Origin of the sequence: Terrisporobacter sp. (assembly GCF_017888745.1) — a bacterium.
Lineage (GTDB): Bacteria > Bacillota > Clostridia > Peptostreptococcales > Peptostreptococcaceae > Terrisporobacter.
Window position 1 is genome coordinate 1 of sequence record NZ_JAGHFM010000018.1, and the last position, 3,596, is coordinate 3,596.

A 3,596-nucleotide genomic window follows, 5' to 3' on the forward strand; every position below is an offset into this window, starting at 1 on the left:
ATAATAGTAGTATCAAAAATGACAGACTCAATAAAAAAGGGTGGTTATGATCAAACTTTAGAATATGAAAGTTCTATTGTAGAGATTGATAATCTTATCAATTCAATAAATGATTTATCTAAAGAGTTATACAATATGGAAAATATGAGAAAGAGGCTAACTTCTGATATTTCACATGAGTTAAGAACACCTTTGACAAGCATTCAAACCCATTTGGAAGCTATGATTGATGGAATATGGGAGCCAAGTGAAGAGAGATTAAATAGTGTAAATGAAGAAGTAATAAGACTTAGCCATTTAGTAAATCAGCTTAAAAATCTTGCTAAATTTGATAGTGAAGAGAATAAGTTAGATATAAGTGAGGTTGATTTAAAACAACTTGTGAAAAATATTATGTATAATAATGAAAGTTATGCTTTAGAAAAAAATATAAATATTAATTAAAACTTAGAAGAGATAAGAGCTTTTATAGATAAAGAGAAAATTTCTCAAGTAATAATAAACTTACTTTCTAATGCAATTAGATATAGTAATAACAATGGTGAAATTTTTATTAAATTATATAAATTTGAAGATTTAATTAAAATAAGTGTAAAAGATAATGGTATAGGTATACCGAAGGAAAGCTTAGAATATATTTTTGAAAGATTTTATAGGGTAGATAAATCTAGATGTAGAAATACAGGAGGAACAGGAGTCGGACTTACCATATGCAAGTCCATAATTGATTTACATGGGGGAAATATAGAAGTAAAAAGTAAATTAAATGTTGGAAGTGAATTTATAATTACTATTCCCAAAAAATAAAACTTACCTTCATAAAATATTCATAAAGTTATAATAAAATACAATCACAATAAAAAATTAAGTGTATCTTATATAAAATTTAAAATTTGAAAGGAGAAAAATCATGTCAGAAAATATAATTAAAGATGATATAAAAATAAGTGGTATGACCTGTGCATCTTGTGCAAAAGCGGTAGAAAGAGCTGTTAGAAAATTAGATGAAAGTGTAGAAGCTAGTGTAAATATGGCAACAGAAAAATTAAGTATATCTTATAATAGTGAAAAAGTAAAAAGTAAAGATATAGAAAATGCTATAGCAAAAGCTGGTTTTGGGGTAATAAGAGAAGAAAAAAATAAAGATGTGATAATTCCTATAGGAGGGATGACATGTGCATCTTGCTCCAAGGCAGTAGAAAGAGCTGTGAAAAAAATAGATGGTGTGGAAAGTATACAAGTTAATTTAGCAACAGAAAAAGCATCTATAACTTACTCACCAAGTAAAGTTAAATTATATGAAATAAAAGAAGCTATTCAAAAAGCTGGTTTTAAAGTTTTAGAAATGGAAAGTAAAAAATTAGTAGATGAAGATAAAATAAGAAAAGAAAAAGAAATGAAAAACTTATTCACTAAGTTTATAGTATCTGCTATATTTGCAGTGCCATTATTTTATATAGCAATGGGACAGATGATAGGAGAACCTATAGGACCTTTACCTATACCTGAAATAATTGACCCTAACATAAATCCACTTAACTTTGGACTAATTCAATTATTCTTAACTATACCAATAGTAATAGCAGGAAATAAGTTTTACTCTAAAGGTGTAAAATCTATGATTTCAAAAGCTCCTACTATGGATTCATTAATTACTATAGGTACGGGAGCAGCCTTAATATATAGTTTATATTCATTATATTTAACTTATAATGGAGACCATATGGCAGTTCATCATATGTACTTTGAAAGTGCTGGTGTGATAATTACTTTAGTTTTACTTGGAAAATACTTTGAAGCAAGGGCAAAAGGTAAAACAGGAGAAGCAATTAAGAAGTTAATGGGGCTTAGTCCGAAGACTGCAATTATAATTAAAGATGATAAAGAAATTGAGATTCCAATAGAAGAAGTTGAGGTTGGAGATATTATATTAGTTAAGCCAGGTTCAAAAATACCGGTAGATGGAGTTGTTATAGAAGGATACACTTCAGTAGATGAATCAATGCTTACAGGTGAAAGTATACCGGTAGAAAAAAATCCTGGAAGTTCAGTTGTTGGAGCAAGTATTAATAAAAATGGTACTATTAAATTTAGAGCTGAAAAGATAGGTAGCGATACAGTTATATCTCAAATTATTAAATTAGTTGAAGATGCTCAAGGTTCTAAAGCACCTATTGCTAAATTAGCTGATGTTATTTCTGGATATTTTGTACCGGTAGTAGTTGTAATCGCTATAGTCTCAGGATTAGCATGGTTTGTGGCAGGTAAAGGGGTAGTATTCTCATTAACAGTATTCATAGCTGTATTAGTTATTGCTTGTCCTTGTGCTTTAGGTCTTGCTACACCAACAGCAATAATGGTTGGAACAGGAAAAGGTGCTGAAAATGGAATTCTTATAAAAGGTGGAGAAGCTTTAGAGACTACTCATAAAATAAACACAATAGTATTTGATAAAACAGGAACAATAACTGAAGGTAAACCAGTAGTTACTGATATAATTACAGCAAATAATATAAAAGAAGAAGAATTACTAAAAGTCGCTGCTAGTGCAGAGAAATCTTCTGAACATCCACTTGGTGAAGCTATTGTAAGAGATTGTGAAGAAAAGAGTTTAGGGTTCTATAAAGTAGATAAATTTATGGCTATACCTGGACATGGTATAGAAGTTTTATTAGATAATAGAGATATATTACTTGGAAATAAAAAATTAATGGATAGTAAAAATATAGATATATTAAATCTTGAAAAGAAATCTGATGAACTTGCAGGCCAAGGTAAAACACCTATGTATATTGCTATAGATAATAAAATAGCAGGTATAATAGCAGTTGCGGATATAGTAAAAGAAAATAGTGCAAAAGCTATTAAAAAGCTTCATGAAATGGGAATTGAAGTTGCTATGATAACTGGTGATAATAAAAAGACAGCACAAGCTATAGCTACTCAAGTAGGTATTGATAGAGTTTTAGCAGAAGTTTTACCACAAGATAAATCTAGTGAAGTTAAAAAGCTTCAAGAAGAAGGGAAGTTTGTTGCCATGGTTGGTGATGGTATAAATGATGCTCCAGCATTAGCACAAGCTGATATAGGTATAGCAATAGGAAGTGGTACAGATGTTGCCATGGAATCTGCTGATATAGTTCTTATGAGAAGTGATTTATTAGATGTATCTACAGCTATAAAATTAAGTAAAAAGACAATGACAAATATAAAGGAAAATTTATTCTGGGCATTTGGATATAATGTAATAGGTATACCTGTTGCAGCAGGAGTATTATACTTATTTGGAGGTCCCTTATTAAATCCAGTAATAGCGGCACTTGCTATGGCATTTAGTTCAACTTCAGTATTATTAAATGCTCTTAGATTAAAAAGTTTTAAAGTAGATAAATAATAAAAAAGACAACTTACAAGTTTGTAAGTTGTCTTTTTTTATTCTAATATAAGAGTAATATAATATCATCAAATATTTGATATAATATGATAGTTAACTATAAAAAATAGAAGGAGATAAACTATGACTATAAAGATGATACATCATATTTGTATACAAACTGAAAATTATAAGGAATCATTAGATTTTTATACAAGAATAC

At 28.9% G+C, this 3,596-nt stretch carries 3 protein-coding genes; all 3 read left to right on the top strand.

Features of this window, described 5'->3' with window-relative positions; all coding sequences use genetic code 11:
- Window positions 1–444, top strand: a 444-nt coding sequence (locus J7G74_RS00630) for a histidine kinase dimerization/phospho-acceptor domain-containing protein (protein ID WP_297130419.1), incomplete at its 5' end; no start/stop codon positions are given.
- Window positions 445–483: 39 nt separating this feature from the next.
- Entirely contained in the window at window positions 484–807 is a 324-nt protein-coding gene (locus J7G74_RS16875) for a sensor histidine kinase (RefSeq protein ID WP_443081631.1), read from the top strand.
- A gap of 103 nt (window positions 808–910) precedes the next feature.
- Window positions 911–3,394: a heavy metal translocating P-type ATPase gene (locus tag J7G74_RS00635; RefSeq protein WP_297130422.1), complete on the top strand. Its 2,484-nt coding sequence runs from the start codon at window positions 911–913 to the stop codon at window positions 3,392–3,394.
- Window positions 3,395–3,596 lie beyond the last annotated feature (202 nt).

Excerpts from the sequence above, each read along its gene's own strand:
- J7G74_RS00635 (WP_297130422.1), top strand. The coding sequence starts at position 911 with ATGTCAGAAAATATAATTAAAGATGATATAAAAATAAGTGGTATGACC.